Raw genomic sequence first — 14,005 nt, 5'->3', positions numbered from 1 at the left:
CGCCGCGCGGGCGCGCCAGCCTCGTGGCTGCACCCCCGGCCAGCACGCCGCAACTGACCCGGCCCGACGGCGGCAACCGTCGCGGCACGGTGCCGGTGAGGCTGCACGAAACCGCTGCGCAGCCGGCGTTCGGCACCCGCTTCGGTTCGCCGGCTCACAGCGGCGCCGGCCGCGGCGCGGCGCCGGTAACGATGACCGGGGCCGCCTCGCTGCGCGCCGGTGGCACCGTCAGCTCGCCGGCGAGGTGCAGCGGCGGCGCATGGCCGGCGTGATCCTCGCCCATGTACACGGTCAGGTGCGGGAACGGGATCTCGATGTTGCGCTCGTCGAACACGGTCTTGATGCACTCGTTGTAGGCGCGGCCGACGTCCCACTGCTTGCCGGGCAGCGTCTTGATGCGCCCGCGCACCTTGACCGCCGAGTCGGCGAATTCGGTCAGGCCGTGCATCTCGAACTCGCCGAGGATGCTCAGGCGGTGCTCGGTGGCGCGCAGCCGCTCGAAGGCTTCGAGCATCGCCGCTTTGACCTCGGTGACGTTCTCGCGGTAGGCAACGCCGATCTCGGCGACGTGGTAGGAGAAGTAGCGCATGAAGTTCGACACCGTATCGACCGCCGAGAACGGCACGATGTGGTAGACGCCGTTGAGGTCGCGGATGCCGGCGGAGCGGATCGTCAGCTTCTCGACGACGCCGGAAATGCCGCCGACGGTGACCACGTCGCCGACGTTCATCGCGTTCTCCAGCTGGATGAAGGCACCGGTGATGATGTCCTGCACCAGCTTCTGTGAACCGAAGCCGATCGCCAGACCGAGCACGCCGGCGCCGGCCAGCAGCGGCGCGATGTTCACGCCCAGTTCCGACAGCGCCAGCATGCAGACGATGACCACCAGCGCGATGGTGAAGGCGTTGCGGAACAGCGTCAGCAGCGTGCGCTCACGCGGACTCGGCTGACGGCCGCGCGGCGGCTCCAGACGGTATTCGACCCAGGACGACATGGCGATGTAGATGAAGCCGCCGAGCACGATCACCACACCGGCCGAGACGATCGCGCCGACGGTGCGCCGCCCGGACAGGGTATCGATCCAGCCGGCGAAGTCGATCAGCGTCCAGGCCTGACCGATGGCGATCAGCACCAGCAGCATGACCATAAAACGCACCACCCGCAGCACGCCGGGGATGAAGGCGTTGAGCCGGTCTTCGAGCAGCGGCAGACGCTGCTTGAGCTCGCTCGGCAGGTGCATGCCGCCGGCGATGATGCGCGCCAGCACGGCGCTGAGCAGCGCACCGACGCCGGCCGCCAGCAGGGACTGCACGGTCGCGCCGAGCATGAACGGCAGCGCGGTGAACGGGTTCGACAGCCAGACCACGAACAGCGAGACCACGTAGAGGATCGCCAGCAGGTGCCAGACGCGCGCCAGCAGCGCCAGGCCGCGACCACCGCCAAGGCCCTGACTGGCCCGTGCCCGCGCCAGCAGCAGCTCACGCACGCGGTGGCGGTTCTGCAGCACCACGGCGATGACCATCATCACCGCGGTGAACGCCACCAGCACGCGCAGCGAACGCGAGGCGGTCCACGATACGTTGCTGGCGAGAATCGGCGCGATGAACAGGAAGGTGTAGCCAAGCAGGCTGACGATGCGGCTGAGCCAGAAATACCAGTAGGCGGCATCGGTATCGCCGAGCGCGATCAGTCGCAGGCCGCGGTGTTGCGGCAGCAGCACGCCGCGGGCGATCACCTTGATCAGCTCGATGATGACGAAGGCATTGAGGAACAGCGTCTGGTGCAGCCCCATGCGCCCCTCGCCGCCCAGCTCGATACCAATGACGAAGGCGTAGCCGCAGGCCCAGGCCAGCAGCACGCCGAGCGCGTCGCTGAAGGTGACCAGCAGCAGCGCCGACAGCCGCTGCAGCCAGCTTTTGCCGGCGACGCGCGCACCGAGCCAGTTGACCAGCCGCACCTGCAGCTGGCGCAGCAGAAAAAACATCGCAAAGCAGACCAGCACCACGGTGGCGACCTTGAGCGTCACCGCCCAGACCTCGGCGGGATTGATGCTCACGGTGCCGACCAGCGCATCCTGCAGCGTGCCCAGCACGACGCCGGTACCGGCGAGGAAGCGCGAGGACTGCTCGATGAAATCGCGGGTGTACTCGGCCATCTGCCGCGCCAGCATCGGCTCATCGGCATCGGCGCCGTCAGCCGCCGCGGTGGGCGCATCGGGCGCCGCGGCCACCGCCGGTGACGCCGCTTTGAGACGGGCGATCAGCGCCTTGCGCGCCGTGTCGTTTTCCAGCACGCGCAGCAGCGCATCGACATCGGTCGCGCTGTCGGCACTGGCACTAAAGGATGCACTGCCCTGCGGCGGCGCTCCGGAGGCGCCGTTCAGGCTTTGCGCCTGTGCACCGGCAAGACAGAGGAACAGGAACAGGCCAATCAAGGTTCGCATGGTTCGGCAGGGCCTCCCGTGGGTGCGGTCGGTATCACGCCAGTCGATCCCGGAACGTGGTTCGAGATGCTTGAAAAAGACGCGAGCTCGGAACGATTGAAGGGCGAATCCGCGGCGCTCGGCACGCGGCATTGCTGTATTACAGTCAAAAATCGCCGCCATCGGTTCCCTACACGGTGCGGACACGCCCCCACCGGCGCCCACCGCCCGGACTGGCAGGAGGCACAAACCGGCGCCCCGGCGGCGCCCGCATCGCCAGCCGCGGAGGTGCGCTCTAGAGTAAGGACGGACCACGCCAGCCGCAGGAGCCGCCATGATTCGCGCCATTGCATTCGATGCCTACGGCACGCTGTTCGACGTCTACTCGATCGGCAAACTGGCCGAGGATCTGTTCCCCGGCCACGGCGAGGCGCTGGCTGCGCTGTGGCGCGACAAGCAGATCGAATACACGCGGCTGCGCACCCTGTGCGACCGCTACCGTGACTTCCGCTGTGTCACCGAGGATGCGCTGATCTTCTCGGCGCGCAGTCTGGGGCTGGCGCTCGACAGCGCGACGCGCTCGCGGCTGATGGCGCAGTACGACCGCCTGGCGCTGTTTCCGGAAAACCACGCCGCGCTGCAGGCCCTCAAGGCGCTGGGGCTGCCGCTGGTGATCCTGTCCAACGGCACGCCCGGCATGCTCGCCGCGGCCGTGGCCAGCGCCGGCCTGGCCGGCGTGTTCGACCAGCTGCTGTCGGTGGAATCGGTGCGCCGCTTCAAGACCGCACCGGAAGCCTACCGCCTCGGCCCGGACGCCCTCGGCGTACCGGCAGCCGACATCCTCTTCGTCTCCTCCAACGGCTGGGATGTCTGCGGCGCGACCTGGTACGGCTTTCACACCTTCTGGCTCAACCGCCGCCGCCTGCCGCCCGAGGAACTCGGCGTCGCCCCGCACGCCGAGGGGTGCTCGCTGGATGAGGTCGTCGACTATGTGCGTGCGGCACTGAATCACAGCCGCTGAACGCGGCCTGTGCGGTTTGCAAACGGCATCCAGGCGCTTTTGCAGATTGCACAGCCGCCGGCCGCACGCTGGACATGAAAAAGGGGGCCGCAGCCCCCTGGTTCAAGCGGTATCAGGCCCGCCGGCGACGGCGCGTACCGATCAAACCGGCCAGCCCGAGGCCGAGCAGGCTGAATGCGGCCGGCTCGGGCACCGCAGTGGTCGCGGCGCTGCCCAGCACCGGCCCCGCCGCAGGCAGCACCGGCTGCGTGCTGCCGAGCGACACCTGCAGCGTGTAGTAGCTGTTGCGCGGCATGTTGACGTCCGGGTAGGCACTGACGACGAGGTAGTAATCCCCGGTCTCGGTAAAGACGTACTGCAGGAAGGAATCCCACACGGTCGAGCTGCCGCCGGCACCGGCCTGCGTGCCGTAGTCGTCGTTGATGGCCAGCACGTTGCCGGAAAAATCCTGCAGCGTCAGCCAGGTATCGAGGTTCGAGCTGCTGTAGTCGATGTCGAAGATGCCGGTCAGCCCGGCCGTACCGACATGGAAGCGGTAGTAATCGACACTGCGGCTGCCGCTGTCATTACCGAGGACGGTGACGTGCGGAATCGAGGTCGAGGTGTTGGCACCGCCGGCGTCGCCGATGTCGGCGCTGTAGTCGAGACTGAAATGGCCGTCGAGCAGCTGCGCCGTCGGACGGCTGTTGTTGGGCTCGGTTTCCGAGATGACCGAGGCCTGGGCGCCGGCCATGGCAGCGGCGAGCGCAAGGGCAAAAACGATACGGTTCGGGCTGTACATGGAGCGTCCTGAATCGAGTGATGGCGCAGAAAGCGAAACTGAGCCTGTTCACGCAATAAGCACGCCGCGCGCGCCGACACTGAGGTCAACGATTGTGAATCGTCGATACGTCACCATATCCTAGTGATTCTCTAAGGTATTGGTCGCCCATGCTGCAGTGCAGTATGATCTGTCTACACGACGACCTTACGGTCGAACCCGGAACGCCATGAACTACGTCATCGAAGAACCCGCCTCCCCCTGCATCGGCATCTGCCAGATGAACACCGACACCGGTCTGTGCGAAGGCTGCTTCCGCACCAGCGAAGAAATCGAAAAATGGTGGGAACTCGACGCCAAGCAGAAATGGGCCGTGGTGGCCATGGCGGAGGACCGTCAGGCCCGCATTCTCGATGGCACCTACTTCGATTGAGGAACCCGCCATGCCGCTGTCAGCGCCCGCGCCCCGCAAACTCATCCATACCCGCACCGTGACCTGCCAGGGTTACGAACGCGATGACGGTCTGTGGGACATCGAAGGGCACATGACGGACGTCAAGACATACACCTTCCCCAACCGCGACCGCGGCGGCGAAATCAAGGCCGGCGAGCCGGTGCACGGCATGTGGCTGCGCCTGACCGTCGATCTGGAGATGACCGTGCACGCCGCCGAGGCCTGGACCGAATACTCGCCGTTCAGCGTCTGCCCGGAAATCGCCGCGGCTTATTCCAAACTGGTCGGCCTGCGCATCGGCCCGGGCTGGAACCGGCGCATCAAGGAACTGTTCAGCGGCATCAAGGGCTGTACGCACCTCTCCGAGCTGCTCGGACCGATGGCGACGACGACCTTCCAGACGCTGTACAAGGCACGCGAACAGAACTCCGACCACCTCAAGGACAGTGCCAGCGCACCGCCGCTGCTCGGCACCTGCCATGCCTTCGATCCGCAGGGCGAAGTGGTCAAATGGTTCTTCCCCACATTCGCCCAGTCGCAGCAGACTGCGCAGGAAGCCGAAGCCAGTCCGCAGTAAGCACCGCCCGCCACCGCCAGCTCTCCACGATGCCCAGCCTGCGCGCCCGAACCGTTCTGTTTGCACTCAAACACAGTCACTGGCTGCACCTCGAATGGCGGCGCAAGCCGCTGACCTTCGACACTGACCTGAGCCGCCTGCGCGCCGAGATGGACAGCGCGCTGCGCATGCTCGGCGGCGTACCGTCCGAGGTGGAGGTCGAAATCACCGCCGCCAGCCGCATGCGCGCCGAATGGCTGCGCCCGCTGCAGGCGCTGCCGGGACGCGCACTGCTCTACATCCACGGCGGCGGCTACATCGGCGGCTCGATGGCCGGCTACCGCGCCACCGCGGCACGCTTCGCCCGCGACTGCCAGGCAGTGGCCCTGAACTTCGATTACCGCCTCGCCCCGGAACATCCGTTCCCGGCGGCGCTCGATGACGTCCTCGCTGCCTACGCGCACCTGCGCGATGCCGGCTTTGCGCCGCAGAACATCGTCTTCGTCGGCGATTCGGCCGGCGGCGGCCTGTGCCTGGCCGCCCTGCTCGCCCTGCGCGAATACGGCCGCCCGCTGCCGGCGGCCGCGGTGGCGATCTCGCCGTGGGTCGATCTGCGCCCGAGTTCGCGCGCCTTCCATGAAAGCGACCCGGCGCTGGCCGACGGCCTGGCGACGGTGTGCAGCCATTACTACGCCGGCTCGACGCCGCGCGACGAACCGCTGCTCTCGCCGCTGTGCGCCGAGCTGCACGGCCTGCCGCCGCTGCTGCTCTACGCCGGCCGCGACGAAGTCCTGCGCCACGAGATCGAGCAGCTGACCGGCAAGGTGCAGGCGGCCGGCGGCGACGTGCGTCTGGTCATCGGCGAGGGCATGGTCCACGACTATCCGCTGCTCGCGCCGCTGTTCCCCGAAGCGCAGGACGCCTTCGCCGACATCTGCGCCTTCGTGCGCAAGCATGGCGCCGCCCACGTCAGTGACAGCGGCCGCGGGCTGCCGAGCGCGGACGCCAGCAGCGCGGCATAAACCGGCAACACCCGGCTGCATCCGCCCTGCAGCCACCCCCGTAGACGATGACGTGCGGCGATCGCCGCATCCCTTCACCGAACTACGGGAGATCCAACATGAGCCAGACCCACGCCGCCCTCGCCCTTGCCCTCAGCGCCGCCATCGGTCTCGCCGCCGCCGCGCCGGCACAGGCCGCCGCCGCGCAGGAGAAATGCTACGGCGTCGCGCTGAAAGGTCAGAACGACTGCGCCGCCGGGCCGGGCACCACCTGCGCCGGCACATCGAGCCGCGACTATCAGGGCAATTCCTGGAAGCTGGTGCCAAAGGGCACCTGCACCACCACGCAGACGCCGTCGGGCGTCGGCAGCCTGACGCCGATCGAGCGCTGAGCCGGCACTTCCGGGGAGCGCCGCGATGTCCGCCGTCACCGCGATCCCGGCCCGCGCCGGGATCGGCTTCAAGCCCGTCCATTTCGATGCGCTGCTCGCCGCCCCCGCGGCGACCGGCTGGATCGAGATTCACGCCGAGAACTACTTCGGTGCCGGCGGCCCGCCGCATCACATGCTCGAAGCGCTGCGCGAACAGCTGCCGCTGTCGATCCACGGCGTCGGCCTGTCGCTCGGCGGCGCCGAGGCGCTCGACCGCGCCCATCTGCGCGCACTGAGCCGGCTGGTCGAACGCTACCGGCCGGGGCTGGTTTCCGAGCATCTGGCCTGGTGCGCCCATGGCGGCCAGTGGCTCAACGATCTGCTGCCGCTGCCGCTGAACCGCGCGACGCTCGATCATGTCTGCGCCCATGTCATCGCCCTGCAGGATGCGCTCGGCCGTCAGGTGCTGATCGAAAACCCGGCGCGCTACCTCGACTTCGAGCAGCCGGAGGCCTGGCCGGAGGCCGAATTCCTCGCCGAACTGAGCGCCCGCAGCGGCTGCGGCCTGCTGCTCGACATCAACAATGTCGTGGTCTCGGCACACAACCTCGGCTTCGACGCCGCCGCCTACATCGATGCCCTGCCGCCGACGGCGATCGGCGAGATCCACCTCGCCGGCCACACCATCGACAGCGCCGGGCCGCTGCCGCTGCGCATCGACGACCACGGCAGTCCGGTCGATGCCGAAACCTGGGCGCTGTATGCCCGCCTGCTGCGCCACGGCGGCCCACGACCGACGCTGATCGAATGGGACACGCGGGTGCCGACGCTGGCGGTGCTGCTCGGCGAGGCCGCCTGTGCCGATGCCCGTCTGCTGCGTCTGGCGGAGGCGGCATGAGCGCGCTGCTGACGCTGCAGGCCAGCTTCGCCGCCGCGCTGCTCGGCGACGACGACGAACCGGTGCTGCACCGGCTGCGCGGCCCGCATGCCGCGAGCCGGCTGGCGGTTTATCGCAACAACGTGCTGCACGGTCTGATCGAGGCGCTCGGCGCGGCCTATCCGGTGCTGCGCCAGGTGCTCGGCGCCGAGCTGTTCGATGCCCTGGCCGGTGAATACGCCCGCGAGCAGCCGCCGCGCCACGCCGCGCTGCTCGACTACGGTGCCGGCTTCGGCGCCTTCTGCGAACGCCATGCGGCGGTGGCCGCGCTCGGTTACGTCGCCGAACTGGCGGCACTCGAACGCGCCCGCCTGCGCGCCTGGCACGCCGCGGACTATCGCCCGCTCGACGCCGCCACGCTGGCCACGCTGCCGGCCGCTGAGCTGCCGGCACAGCAGCTCGCGCTGGCCCCCGAGGCGACGCTGCTGGCCTGCCGCTACCCGGTCGCCGCCATCCACGCCGCGCACGCCGAAACCCCGCCGCGCGCCTTTGCGCAGACGCCGCAGGCGCAGTGGCTGCTGGTGTACCGGCCGCAGCTGCAAGTGCAGATCCGCGAGCTGTCGCCCGGCGCCCACGCCCTGCTCACCGCACTCGCCAGCGGCGAACCCCTGGCCGCGGCCGCCGACAGCGCCCGGCACATCGACCCCACGTTCGAGCTGATCGCCGAATTCGCCGCCCTGCTCGCGGCCGGCGTGTTCAGCACCCACCCGACACCGCCGCCCGGAGAATCCCTGCCATGAACGCCATCGCCACCCGGATCCAGCGTCGCCTGAGCGACGTGCTGCCACGCCTGTACGCCCGTCTCGACCATGTGCCGCTCGATGTGGTCGCGCTGCTCGCGCGCATCTGCATCGGCATGACCTTCTTTCTGTCGGGCCGCACCAAGGTCGAGGGTTTGCTGACGCTGAAGGACAGCACCTACTTCCTGTTCGAGAACGAATACGCGCTGCCGCTGCTGCCGCCGGAGCTGGCGGCACACATTGCCGCCTATGCCGAGCACCTGTTTCCGCTGCTGCTGTGGCTGGGGCTGGGCACGCGGCTGGCGGCCAGCGGACTGCTGGTGATGACGCTGGTGATCCAGACCTTCGTCTACCCCGATGCCTGGGTCACCCACGGCACCTGGGCAGCGATCCTGCTCTACCTGATCCTGCGCGGCCCCGGCCGGGTCAGCGTCGATGCCTGGCTGGCACGGCGCACGGCCGGCTGACGGCTCACAGGCAGGCGCGCAGCAGCCAGTACAGGCTGCCGGAAAGCACGATGGCGCAAGGCAGCGTCAGTACCCAGGCGAGCAGCAGATTGCGCACCGTCGCGCGCTGCACGCCGCTGCCACTGGCCGCCATCGTGCCGGCGACACCGGATGAGAGCACATGTGTGGTCGACACCGGCAGGCCGTAGAGATCGGCGGCAGCGATCGTGCTCATCGCCACCAGCTCGGCGGCGGCGCCCTGCGCATAGCTCAGGTGCGTGCGGCCGATGCGCTCGCCGACAGTGACGACGATGCGCCGCCAGCCGACCATCGTCCCCAGCCCCAGGGCGATGGCGACCGCCACCTTGACCCACAGCGGAATGAACTTGGTCGCCTCGTCGAGATGGCCGCGCAGGCTGTGCAGCTGCTCGCGCTGGGTGGCCTCCAGCGCACCGGCATGCTGACGTTCGAGCAGGCGGATGGTCTCGGCGGCGAGGTACATATCGTTGCGCACATTGCTGACGGCGGCGGCCGGCACGCGATCGAGCGTCCCGTGCTCGCCGACCTGCTCGCCGATGCGACCGGCCAGCCGGCCGAGCGCCGGCACTACCGCCGGTTCGAAGCGGCGGCTGTCGAGGTAAGCCGTCAGGGTCGCGCGCACCTCATCAAGTCCGGCATCACTCGGCGGCAACGTCGCCTGCACCGTCTGCGTCAGCGCGACGAAGCGCGCGGTCTGCTCGGCCGGCATCGCGCGATTGAGCGCATAGGCGGTCGGCAGCGTGCCGACCAGGATCAGCATGATCAGGCCCATGCCCTTCTGGCCGTCATTGGAACCGTGAGCGAACGACACGCCGGTGCAGGTCAGGATCAGCAGGCCGCGAATCCACCACGGCGGCGGCGTGCAGCCGCGCGGCTCGGCGTAAAGCTCGGGACGGCGCAGCAGGCGGCGCGTCAGGACCAGCAGCAGCGCTGCGCCACCGAAACCGACCAGCGGCGACAGCAGCAGCGACCAGCCGACCTTGGCCGCCTGCGTCCAGTCGACACCGCTGCCGGCGTCACCGTGCAGCAGCGCGTTGGCAACACCGACGCCGATGATCGAGCCGATCAAGGTATGTGAAGACGAGGCCGGCAGGCCGAGCCACCAGGTGCCGAGGTTCCAGACGATCGCCGACACCAGCAGCGCGAACACCATCGCAAAGCCGGCGCCGTAGCCGACGCTGAGAATCAGCTCGACCGGCAGCAGCGAGAGAATGCCGTAGGCCACCGCCCCGCTCGACGCCAGCACGCCGAGGAAATTGAACACGCCCGACCAGACCACGGCGACATTCGGCGGCAGCGCGTGGGTGTAGATCACCGTCGCCACGGCGTTGGCGGTGTCATGAAAACCGTTGACGAATTCAAAGCCCAGCGCGATCAGCAGCGCCAGGGCCAGCAGTACAAACGGCGCCCAGGCCAGCGCCTGCGAACCGGCCCCGCTGACATCGCTGACCAGGCCGGCGACCGAGCAGCCGACGCCGATCACCAGCAGCACGATGAACAACCATCGGCTGCCGCGACCGCTGCGCCTGTCCAGCGCCGGTCGCGTGCTTCCACCTTCTGCAGCCAATCCCGCCGCCACGCTCATACATCCCAACCTGCAAACGCCCCGAAGCGGGCGGACGCCATTGTCCACATGCGACCGTCAGCGTGCTTGACCTGAGACAGGTGCTGGCAAGAGCCCCTGGCATATGTGTCATACAGAGGCAAGCAGCGCTGACGCTCGCCCCAACGGCCGCACTCGGATCCAGCCAAAGAAAAACGGCGGCCGGATGGCCGCCGTCACGCTCGGACGTGCCGGGTCCGCAGCCGATCAGGCCTTGCGGCGCAGACGCAGGGCGCCGGCCAGCCCGAGGCCGAACAGCAGCACCGTGGCCGGCTCCGGCACCGGCGTCGTGACGACCTGGCCGTTGCGCACCTGGAACACGTACTGGCCCGCCGTCGTCGAATTCAGCGAACCGTCGACCAGCGCATCGCTGCCCGTGTCGAGGAGAGCGCCGTTGACGCCGGAGCCGGTGAATTCCTGGTAGGTACCGGCACCGTTGGTCCAGCCGACATGCGCCGAGGTACCGCCGAGGCCGTCGACGCCACCGCTGGCACTACCGGTCTCCCAGGCGATCGTGTCGTAGTTGAACTCGAAGTCGAAATTGCCGGCACCGAGATCCGAACGGTCGGTGATGATCAGCTGGAAGCTGTTGAGCTTGCTGCCGCTGCTGTCGGCGAAGTAACCGACGTTGATCCAGTTGACGCCGAACACCGCATGACCGTCGATGGTGCTGGTGCCGTAGGTCACTTCCTGAATCGGCGAGCCGACATCGGCGTACGTCCAGACATCAGCGAAGAACGGCGCCAGCATCGACAGCGAACCGCCGGTGATGCCATACGGCGTGTAGGTACCGAGCGCGCTGTCGAAGGTGACGTTGCCGTTGTTGTTGACGTACAGGCTGCTGTACGACTCGCCGTAGAAGTCGATCGTGAAGCCGATGCCAACCGGGCCGACGGAGCCGTCGTCATTGGCGGGAAACACCGTCGTGAACAAACCAGCGTCATGGATCGCACCGGCATGCGCCAGTTGCACAGGCGCGCTGAGCGCCAGAAACACCGTTGCCGTCTGGGCCAGCTTGGAAAACACACCCGCATTCATCTTTCAATACTCCAGAAAGTAAAAAGATTTAAAAAATTGTTTTGCCAGCGTTATTCAAATCATCGAAAAGCCAACAGCCAAAAAACAAGCTGCTGTTTTACAAACAAAACATTCCCGGCAGATCTTTAATCGAGACTTCGCCGTCAGCTCGACAGACGACTCGAAACTTGTCGAGTTTTAATTCATACACTGCACAAGCAAAACAAATACCAATTAAACAACGCATTGTTTTTATTTAATTTAAAACCTGACAAAAACACTTATGAAGTAAAAATAACTAACACCCAGAACCTCTTTTATGCCCGTGTCCGCTGCACACGCCGGGCGCCAACGACACGCCGCCCGCCGCAACTCGCGCCACCACACCCCCAGGCAGCGGCTACCAGCGCCACCGACACCACCGAGCAGCGGCGACAGCCGCGGGCACGGTGGCGGCAGCACCAGGTTTTGCTATTTCCATACGCAGCGCAGCGCGGTGCCGGCATTCACGCCAGCGGGTGCAACCACGGTGTACTGCGTACACATGAGGCCGGCGGGCAGCCGAGCAAGGAACACGACAATGGGTCTGGACGGCGTAGAGCTGCTGCTTTGCGTGGAAGAAACCTTCGCGATCGACATCCCCGACGGCGATGCCGGGATGCTGGTCACGCCGCGCCAGCTGGCGCAGTACCTCCACCGCCGCCTCGGCGAAGCGCCGCCCCGACCGCAGTGCTGCGACAGCCAGCGCCGTTTTCATCACCTCCGTTCGGTGCTGATGCGCCAGTTCGGCGCCCGCCGCCGACAGATACGCCCCGAGGCGCCCGTCCACGCCTTTCTCAAAGGCGATGACATGCGCGCGCAGTGGCGACAGCTGCGCCAGGCGCTGTGCGCCGGCCACCTGCCCGAACTGCAGTGCGAGCGCTCGCTGTATTACCGCCTCAATGCCGGCCTGGCGCTGGTCGCCACCACCCTGCTGCTGGCGGCGGGCGCCTCGCCGTGGCTGCTGCCGCTGGCATGGATGCTGAGCTGGCTGACCGGCGAGGTGCTGGCGCAGAAACTGGCCCGCGTGGTACCGCCGGCGCTGAACACGCTCGCCGCACTGCTGCCCCACGTACACCTGCCGCACACGCCCTGGACCCTCGACGACATCCTGCACACGGTGATCCAGATCACCGCATGCCAGTGCGACCTGCCGGCCGAGCAGATCCACCCGGACCAGCATTTCGTCAGGGACCTCGGCCTCGACTGAAAACCTGCGCGGCCAGCGGCTTTTGCGCTGCACGCCGGCGCTGCGGTCAAATAAGCCCCCCGTGCGGCCGCCCGCCGCCTTGGTCAACGACAGGATTTACCCGCCATGAGCCGTTCCGCAGAACTCTTCGCCGAAGCCCAGACCGTGATTCCCGGTGGTGTGAACTCGCCGGTGCGCGCGTTTCGCGGCGTCGGCGGCACGCCGGTGTTCTTCAAGCGTGGTGAAGGTGCCTACCTGATCGACGAGGACGACCGCCGCTACATCGACTACGTCGGCTCCTGGGGGCCGATGATTGCCGGTCATGCGCACCCGCAGATCATCGGCGCGGTGATCGAAGCCGCCCGCCACGGCCTGTCCTTCGGCGCGCCGACGGCGATCGAGACCGTGGTCGCCAGGAAGGTCATCGAGCTGGTGCCGTCGATCGAGCTGCTGCGCATGTGCTCCTCGGGCACCGAGGCGACGATGAGCGCGATCCGCATCGCCCGCGGCTACACCGGGCGCGACAAGATCGTCAAGTTCGAGGGCTGCTACCACGGCCATTCCGACTCGCTGCTGGTCAAGGCCGGCTCCGGCATGCTCACGCTCGGCGTGCCGACCTCGCCGGGCGTGCCGGCCGAGCTGGCGCAGCACACGCTGACCCTGCCCTACAACGACATCGCCGCGCTCGAAGCCTGCTTCCAGGAATACGGTGCGCAGATCGCCGGCGTCATCGTCGAGCCGGTGGCCGGCAACATGAACTGCATCCCGCCGCAGCCGGGCTTCCTTGAAGCGCTGCGCGCGCAGTGCGACGCCAGCGGCGCGGTGCTGATCTTCGATGAGGTGATGACCGGCTTTCGCGTCGCCCGCGGCGGCGCCCAGCAGTACTACGGCATCACCCCGGACATGACCACGCTCGGCAAGATCATCGGCGGCGGCATGCCGGTCGGTGCCTTCGGCGGCAAGCGCGCGATCATGGAAAAGCTCTCGCCGCTCGGCCCGGTCTATCAGGCCGGTACGCTGTCCGGTAATCCGGTGGCGATGGCCGCCGGCCTGGCGACGCTGGAGCTGCTCTGCGCCGAGGGCTTCCACGAGCGCCTGAGCGCCCTGACCGAGCGCCTGTGCCGCGGCCTGGAAACAGCCGCCCGCGACGCCGGCATTCCGCTGTGCACCAACCGCGCCGGCGGCATGTTCGGCTTTTTCTTCACCGAACGGCCGTCGGTGAGCTGCTATGCCGAAGCCACCGCCTGCGACACCGAGCGCTTCAAGCGCTTCTTCCACGGCATGCTCGACGAGGGCGTGTACCTGGCGCCGTCGGCCTTCGAAGCCGGCTTCCTCAGCTCGGCGCATACCGAGGCCGACATCGATGCCACCGTCGCCGCCGCCGGCCGGGTGTTCGCCCGCATCGGCTGA

14 protein-coding genes are annotated in these 14,005 nt (G+C 67.7%); 10 read left to right on the top strand and 4 right to left on the bottom strand.

Annotated elements, in window-relative coordinates:
• Nucleotides 1-154: 154 nt before the first annotated feature.
• The gene (locus C7443_RS14155; RefSeq protein ID WP_170123625.1) at nt 155-2,443 is read right to left on the bottom strand and encodes a mechanosensitive ion channel domain-containing protein; all 2,289 of its coding nucleotides are present in this window, start codon (nt 2,441-2,443) and stop codon (nt 155-157) included.
• Between the two features lie 313 nt (nt 2,444-2,756).
• Between C7443_RS14155 and C7443_RS14150 the strand changes: the two genes are divergently transcribed.
• Nucleotides 2,757-3,443, top strand: coding sequence for a haloacid dehalogenase type II (locus C7443_RS14150; protein WP_110019357.1), 687 nt, complete (start codon nt 2,757-2,759; stop codon nt 3,441-3,443).
• A 112-nt stretch (nt 3,444-3,555) separates the two neighbouring features.
• Here C7443_RS14150 and C7443_RS14145 read toward each other — a convergent pair whose 3' ends face one another.
• Complete coding sequence (locus tag C7443_RS14145) at nt 3,556-4,224, bottom strand: DVUA0089 family protein (protein WP_110019273.1); 669 nt, start codon at nt 4,222-4,224, stop codon at nt 3,556-3,558.
• Between the two features lie 208 nt (nt 4,225-4,432).
• Between C7443_RS14145 and C7443_RS14140 the strand changes: the two genes are divergently transcribed.
• The 7 genes from C7443_RS14140 (at nt 4,433) to C7443_RS14110 (ending at nt 8,729) form a co-directional block, all read left to right on the top strand.
• Complete coding sequence (locus tag C7443_RS14140) at nt 4,433-4,636, top strand: DUF1289 domain-containing protein (RefSeq protein ID WP_110019272.1); 204 nt, start codon at nt 4,433-4,435, stop codon at nt 4,634-4,636.
• 10 nt (nt 4,637-4,646) lie between these two features.
• Entirely contained in the window at nt 4,647-5,234 is a 588-nt protein-coding gene (locus C7443_RS14135; RefSeq protein WP_110019271.1) for a DUF2889 domain-containing protein, read from the top strand.
• A 29-nt stretch (nt 5,235-5,263) separates the two neighbouring features.
• Nucleotides 5,264-6,235, top strand: a complete 972-nt coding sequence (locus C7443_RS14130) for an alpha/beta hydrolase fold domain-containing protein (RefSeq protein ID WP_110019270.1) — start codon at nt 5,264-5,266, stop codon at nt 6,233-6,235.
• A gap of 98 nt (nt 6,236-6,333) precedes the next feature.
• On the top strand, nt 6,334-6,606 hold the full coding sequence (locus tag C7443_RS14125) for a BufA1 family periplasmic bufferin-type metallophore (protein ID WP_110019269.1): 273 nt from the start codon (nt 6,334-6,336) through the stop codon (nt 6,604-6,606).
• 25 nt (nt 6,607-6,631) lie between these two features.
• Entirely contained in the window at nt 6,632-7,483 is an 852-nt protein-coding gene (bufB, locus tag C7443_RS14120) for an MNIO family bufferin maturase (RefSeq protein ID WP_110019268.1), read from the top strand.
• Nucleotides 7,480-8,262, top strand: a complete 783-nt coding sequence (locus C7443_RS14115) for an HvfC/BufC N-terminal domain-containing protein (RefSeq protein WP_170123624.1) — start codon at nt 7,480-7,482, stop codon at nt 8,260-8,262. The genes bufB and C7443_RS14115 overlap by 4 nt, the downstream gene beginning before the upstream one ends.
• Entirely contained in the window at nt 8,259-8,729 is a 471-nt protein-coding gene (locus tag C7443_RS14110) for a DoxX family protein (protein ID WP_110019266.1), read from the top strand. Before C7443_RS14115 ends, C7443_RS14110 begins: the two co-directional genes overlap by 4 nt.
• A 4-nt stretch (nt 8,730-8,733) precedes the next feature.
• On the opposite strand, the gene C7443_RS14105 is transcribed toward C7443_RS14110, so the two are convergent.
• Together C7443_RS14105 and C7443_RS14100 are read right to left on the bottom strand one after the other, a co-directional pair.
• On the bottom strand, nt 8,734-10,332 hold the full coding sequence (locus C7443_RS14105; RefSeq protein WP_110019265.1) for an inorganic phosphate transporter: 1,599 nt from the start codon (nt 10,330-10,332) through the stop codon (nt 8,734-8,736).
• 225 nt (nt 10,333-10,557) lie between these two features.
• Entirely contained in the window at nt 10,558-11,388 is an 831-nt protein-coding gene (locus C7443_RS14100; RefSeq protein WP_110019264.1) for a nidogen-like domain-containing protein, read from the bottom strand.
• A gap of 559 nt (nt 11,389-11,947) precedes the next feature.
• Between C7443_RS14100 and C7443_RS14095 the strand changes: the two genes are divergently transcribed.
• Both C7443_RS14095 and hemL read left to right on the top strand, forming a co-directional pair.
• On the top strand, nt 11,948-12,616 hold the full coding sequence (locus C7443_RS14095; RefSeq protein WP_110019263.1) for an acyl carrier protein: 669 nt from the start codon (nt 11,948-11,950) through the stop codon (nt 12,614-12,616).
• Between the two features lie 105 nt (nt 12,617-12,721).
• Complete coding sequence (gene hemL / locus C7443_RS14090; RefSeq protein WP_110019262.1) at nt 12,722-14,005, top strand: glutamate-1-semialdehyde 2,1-aminomutase; 1,284 nt, start codon at nt 12,722-12,724, stop codon at nt 14,003-14,005.

It is taken from the genome of Plasticicumulans acidivorans (assembly GCF_003182095.1).
Taxonomy (GTDB): Bacteria; Pseudomonadota; Gammaproteobacteria; order Competibacterales; family Competibacteraceae; genus Plasticicumulans; species Plasticicumulans acidivorans.
This window is presented reverse-complemented; position numbering and strand designations above follow the sequence as displayed.